The organism is Nocardia sp. NPDC004582, from assembly GCF_053602115.1.
On the sequence record NZ_JBSGCY010000230.1, the window covers coordinates 1 to 5,922 of the forward strand.

The 5,922-nt window shown below is 70.2% G+C and carries 5 protein-coding genes; 4 read left to right on the top strand and 1 reads right to left on the bottom strand.

The window, feature by feature from the left end; translation table 11 throughout:
* On the bottom strand, positions 1-998 hold a 998-nt coding region (locus ACWELJ_RS32830), incomplete at its 3' end, for a hypothetical protein (RefSeq protein ID WP_452369965.1).
* A gap of 181 nt (positions 999-1,179) precedes the next feature.
* On the opposite strand from ACWELJ_RS32830, the gene ACWELJ_RS32835 reads away from it, so the two are divergent.
* The 4 genes from ACWELJ_RS32835 to ACWELJ_RS32850 all read left to right on the top strand — a co-directional run.
* A complete protein-coding gene (locus ACWELJ_RS32835; RefSeq protein WP_452369966.1) occupies positions 1,180-2,259 on the top strand; it encodes a phospholipid scramblase-related protein in 1,080 nt (359 codons plus the stop codon).
* Between the two features lie 84 nt (positions 2,260-2,343).
* Positions 2,344-3,864, top strand: a complete 1,521-nt coding sequence (locus ACWELJ_RS32840) for an FAD-dependent monooxygenase (RefSeq protein ID WP_452369967.1) — start codon at positions 2,344-2,346, stop codon at positions 3,862-3,864.
* Positions 3,865-4,040: 176 nt separating this feature from the next.
* Entirely contained in the window at positions 4,041-5,495 is a 1,455-nt protein-coding gene (locus ACWELJ_RS32845) for an FAD-dependent oxidoreductase (protein ID WP_452369968.1), read from the top strand.
* Between the two features lie 226 nt (positions 5,496-5,721).
* On the top strand, positions 5,722-5,922 hold a 201-nt coding region (locus ACWELJ_RS32850; RefSeq protein WP_452369969.1), incomplete at its 3' end, for an NAD(P)-binding domain-containing protein.

Here is a 5,922-nt window from a genome sequence, read left to right on the forward strand (position 1 = left end):
GCCGCGTCCAGGCGCGCCAGCCGCCTGCCGGCGCGGCGGCGCACCTGGTCGGGGGTGCGCGCCAGCGGTTCCAGCACCCCGCGCCACACCCCGACATCGCTGCTGCCGTCGACGGCGTCGACCAGCGCGTCGGCGATCTCGGGCAGCACCGGATTGAGCGCCAGCCGGGTCAGCGCGTGCGGACTGAGCCGGCCCACGAAACGCAACATGTCCTCGGTGGCGTCGGCGGCGATGAACGTGGTCAGCAGATCGGCCACCGCCGAGGGCGGGGCCACCTCGAAGAGAATATCGCCGACCGCGGCGATCACATCGGGCGCGCAACGCGCGAACACCGACAGCGCCTCGAGCCGTAACTCCTTGGAGCCGTTGATCACCGTGCCCAGCATCCGCGGCAGCCGCCGCGCCTCGCCGGCCTGCAGTTGGCGCATCACCGCGCTGATCGCCTCGGCGGAATAGGCGTAGGCCGCCGAACGGATCAGGCCCTCGTCATCGGGCACGCCCTCCTCGACCGCGCGGATCAATTCCGGTGTCGCGTAGGCCAGGAACGGACCGGCGGTGATGTAGTCGCGGCGCGCGAGCAGTTCATTGAGAATCGCCACCACCGGGGCGGGCGGGGCATCGTCGGTGAGCTGACCGACGGTGCGCGGATCCAGATACGGGCCACAGTCCGCGGCATAGCCGACATCCAGGCGCAACAGCGCCTCGACCGCCTTGGCCGGATACTTCACCCCGATCGCCCCGGCCGCGCGGCCGGTCATCGACGGCGGCACCAGCCGCTGCACGATGGGCAGCGAGATCGCCAGCGGAATGATCGGGACCAGCCTCGCCATGCGCTCGAAAACCGGCGTGTGCCGATCGAAGAGGTTGGCCGCCATGCGCTGCTGGAGTTCGTGCAGCCGGTGCGGGCCGAGGTGTTCGAGGTGGGCGAGCCGTTCCACCGGCACGTGCAGGGTCCGGGCCAGCAGGACGAGCTGGGCTCGCGTCACCAGTTCGGTCATAATCGCGGCCGCTCCGTGCACACCGGGCAACCCGCGAATTCGACTGTGGCGGACATGTTTTCCCCATTTCCCGGGGTGGCGCGGACCTGGCCTCCCGATGTCGAGGGCTCATCATAGAGGTGACGACCGGGCAAAATGGTCAAAAAGTGCAGAGTCCCTGTACACCGTTAGGATTCGGGCCATGAGTCAACCCGCCGGGTGGTACCCCGAGCGTCCCGGATCCCCAGTCCTGCGCTGGTGGGACGGCAGCCAATGGACCAATCACACTCAGCCCCAACAGCAACCCGCGCCCCAGGCCCAGCAACCCGCCCAGCCGCAGCAGCAGTCCCAGCCCCGGCAGCAGTACGCGCCGCAACAGCCTGGCCAGCAGCAATACGCTCAGCAGCCCGCCCAGCAGCAGTACGCCCAACAGGGCACGGGCCAGCAGCAGTACGCCCAACAGGGCACGGGCCCACAGGGGTTCGCCCCGCAGCAGCCCGCCCAGCCGGGTCACCCGCAGCAGCCGCACGCCCAGCAGGGTTACGCTCAGCAGCCCCAGCAGTTCGCCCCGCGCTCGGAGGCCAGCCCGTGGGAGATCGAGGTCGGCGGCGCGAACAATCCCGCCGACATCCAGCGTCAGGTCAGCCGGCAGGCCGGGATCGCGCCCACCCAGGGTGGCGGCGGCACCGTGTTCACCGAGCCGGTCCTGGTAGTGAACCAGAAGGTCAAGTTGATCGAAATGGTCAACGAGTACAGCGTCTTCGACCAGCACGGCCGCCAGATCGGCGCGGTCGCCGAGGTCGGGCAGTCGGCGTTGAAGAAGGCCGTGCGCTTCCTGTCCAGCTACGACCAGTTCATGACCCACAAGCTCGAGATCCGCGACGCCCACGGCCAGTGCCTGATGCGGATCACCCGCCCCGCCAAGGTGTTCAAGTCGAAGTTCCTGCTCGAGCACGGCAACGGCGCGCCGATCGGTGAGATCATCCAGGAGAACATGATCGGCAAGATCAACTTCGCCTTCCTGGTCAACGGGCAGCAGATCGGCGGCATCCGCGCCGAGAACTGGCGGGCCTGGAACTTCGCCATCCACGACCACACCGGTCAGGAGGTCGCCCGCATCACCAAGACGTGGGAGGGCCTACTCAAAACCATGTTCACCTCCGCCGACAACTATGTCGTGCAGATCCACCGCCAGCTGCCCCAGCCGCTGCTGTCGATGGTGGTCGCGTCCGGACTGGCCATCGACACCGCCCTCAAACAGGACCAGCGCGGCTGGAACTGACCGCGTGCGCCGCGCATCGCGCGCGTAAGCCCCACGCAAGCCGACGCAAGACTCCGGCAATCGGCCACCACCACAGTGATTCCCATGAACGAGACACGAGATGTGGTGGTGGTCGGGGCCGGACCGGTCGGGCTCATGCTGGCGTGTGAGCTGCGACTGGCGGGCGTGGACGTCCTGGTCGTCGAACGCCTGGCCGCACCGGATATGACCATCAAGGCCGGCGGGATCAACGTGCCCACCGCCCAGGCCCTGGACCGGCGGGGCCTGTTGCCGCGGATGCGTCAGATCCAGGAGGCGGCCCTGGCGCGCATGGGCCAGATGTTCGGGGGCCGCGACCAGAGCCCCCTCGCGCCGGTGCGACGGCCCGCGGGCGCGCACTTCGCCGGAATCATGCTCTGGCAGGACAATATCGACGGCGAGGACCCGGCCTTCGCCGATGTCGGCCCAGCCGGAGAATTCCGCTTCATCGCCCAGCAGTCCATCGAGGCCATGCTGTCCGAGCGCGCCGCCGAACTCGGCGTGCCGGTGCGCCGCGGCGTCGAGGTGACCGGATTGGCCGACGACGGGATCGGCGTCACCGTCGACTGCGGCGGTCACACCATCCGCGCGGGCTGGCTGGTCGGCTGTGACGGCGGCCGCAGCACGGTGCGCAAGCTCGCCGGATTCGAATTCCCCGGCCTGGACCCGGAAATCACCGGCCGCCAGGCCATGGTCGAGATGACCGGTGCGGAGGACGTGCCGCTGGGCTGGCACACCACCCCCACCGGCATCTTCGTCAACGGCCCGGTACCGGGCCGCTTCCTCACCGTCGAACTGGACGGCCCGCCCGCCGATCGCGACGCCCCGATCACCGCCCGCGAACTCGAGGACAGCTTCGAACGCGTCACCGGTGTGACAGTGTCCATCGCGAAGGTGATCTCGGCGACCCGCTTCACCGACAACACCCGCCAGGTCCCCGACTACCGCAAGGGCCGGGTGCTGCTCGCCGGCGACGCCGCCCACGTGCACTCCCCCTTCGGCGGCCAGGGCCTGAACCTGGGTGTCGGCGACGCGGTCAACCTCGGCTGGAAACTGGCCGCCGTCATCCGCGGCCGCAGCCCGGAATCGTTGCTGGACACCTACACTCGCGAACGCCACCCTATCGGCGCCTGGGTCCTCGACTGGACCCGCGCGCAGATCGCGCTCATGCGCACCGATCCGCACAGCCGCGCCCTGCGCGCGGTCACCACCGAACTGCTCGACACCCCAGCGGCCACCACCCAGGTCCTGGCCAAGATCTCCGGCGTTCTACACCGCTACGACCTGGGCAGCGCCGATCCCCTGGTCGGCAAGGCCACCCCCGATTTCGAGCTGGCCGACGGCACCCGCGTCGCCGACCACTTCGCCGACGGCCGCGGCGTTCTGCTGGACCTGACCGACTCCACCGCCCTGCGAGAAGCGCTGGCGCCCTGGTCGGATCGCGTCACGATCGTCACCACCAAACCCGCCCAGCCACGCGACACCACAGCGCTGCTGATTCGCCCCGACGGCATCGTGTGCTGGACCTCGGCCGAACCCCACAACCTGGCCGATGCACTCACCACCTGGTTCGGCGCACCCGCCTGACCGGTCGGGCACACGATCTCGTCCGGGCGTCGGTGGGTGATCGGAGTGCGACTGCCTCCGTGGGCCGGTGTGTCGTTCCTTCCGGTGCGGCACCCGGTGAGTGGGACCGGCGTTTACGGTCGGCGCGCGGTGCTGGGACCGTTCGCGGTGGACGAGACGAGAAGGACGGTGCGGTCGTGGTCGACGCGGGAATGTCGTGGGATGTCGAGACCGATGTGGTGGTCGTGGGCTTCGGCGGGGCCGGCTGCGCGGCCGCCATCGCCGCCCACGACGCCGGGGCCCGAGTGCTGGTGCTGGACAAGGAGACCGGCGACCGCGCCGGCGGCAGCACCCGCGTCTCGGGCGCGGTGTGGTTCGACAACCAGGACCCCGAACGGGCCGCGGTCTACCTGCGCAGTCTCAGCGCCGGACGGCCGATCCCCGAACCGGTGATCGAGGCGTGGGCGCGCGAGACCGCCCGCAACAGCGCCTGGATGGAAAGCCTCGGCATCCCGATCGGTCTGGCGGTCGCGCCGCCCCCGGAGTTCCCCGACCTCGACGGCAGCGATGTCATGCGCGGCTGGATCGGCGTCGAGGGCCGCATGGGCGACGGACTGCTGTGGGCGGCCCTGTCCGACGCGGTCCGCGCCCGCGGCATCGAAGTCCACCTGGGCACCCCGGCCCGCGAGCTCGTCACCGACGAGGGCACGGTCCTGGGCGTGCTGGCCGAAACCGCCGACGGCAGCCCCCTGCGGATCCGGGCCGCACGCGGAGTCGTGCTGGCCACCGGCGGTTTCGAGGCCGACCCCGACCTGGTCCGCGACCATCTGCGCCTGACCGACCCGGTCGTGTGGGGCACCCCCGCCGCCACCGGTGACGGCCTGCGCATGGCCGTCAAAGCCGGAGCCGACCTGTGGCACATGTCCAACATGATGACCCTGCCCGGCCTGCGCGCCCCGGGCTACGAAGCGGGCTTCTACACCGCCTTCCCCGCCACCAACGCCTTCGTCTACCTCGGCTTCGACGGCCGCCGATGCTGCGACGAGCGCGTCGCCCTGGGCCACGGCCACGCCCGCATCAACGGCAGCTACCAGCTGTTCCCCACCACCCCCATGCACATCGTCTTCGACGAGTCCGCCCGCCGCGCAGGACCGATCGTCCCCGGCCGCGAACGCCTCGCGGTCGGCTGGGCCAGCCTCATCGAAGGCTACGACTGGAGCGCCGACAACAGCGCCGAGATCGGCAAGGGCTGGATCCAGCGCGCCGACACCATCGAGGAACTGGCCGAGCTGCTCCACGTCGACCCAGAGGTTCTGCGCGCCACCCTGGACCGCTACAACGCCGCCTGCGCCGCGGGATCCGATGACCAGTTCGGCCGCCCCGCGAAGACCCTGGCCCCGCTGTCCGAACCGCCCTACTACGCCTTCACCAGCGCCCCCATCCTGGCGTGGAGCAACGGCGGCCCCCGCCGCAACGAGCACGCCGAAGTCCTCGACCCCTTCGGCGCGACCATCCCCGGCCTCTACGCCGCGGGCAATGTCAGCTCCACCTACTCCTGGTGCAAGGACGGCGGGTTCCACATCGCCGACGCCCTCGCCTTCGGCCGCGTCGCCGGATCCCGCGCCGCCGCCCGCACCACCGACCCTCGGTAGCGCTCCCCGCCACCGGTTCGACCACACCGGAATCGGCGATCCGGCCGATTCCGGCACACGATGCACGATTGCGTCCAATGCCGTTCCGGCCCTGCGGAGCTGGACACATACCTTCAGGTCAGTGTCTGAGGAAATAGTGCGTACTTGTCGCCCGGCCCAGACCCCGGCAACCTCGATGCTGCGCGCGCCGAAAATCCTCGACCCTGCCAGAAGGAGTTGTCGCGCAATGACGAACACCCAGCACAGCCCGGTCACCGTCCTCGGGCTCGGGGCGATGGGCCGCGCGCTGGCCGGTCGATTCGCGCACGCCGGAATCCCGGTCACCGTGTGGAACCGGACGCCGGGCCGGGGCGCGGACGTGGTGGCGGTGATCGGCACCGTCTTCGGTGTGGCGACCTCGCTGGGACTGGGCGTGCTGCAGATCTCG

Coding starts and splice junctions, on each gene's coding strand:
- ACWELJ_RS32835 (WP_452369966.1), top strand. CDS start 1,180: ATGAGTCAACCCGCCGGGTGGTACCCCGAGCGTCCCGGATCCCCAGTC.
- ACWELJ_RS32840 (WP_452369967.1), top strand. CDS start 2,344: ATGAACGAGACACGAGATGTGGTGGTGGTCGGGGCCGGACCGGTCGGG.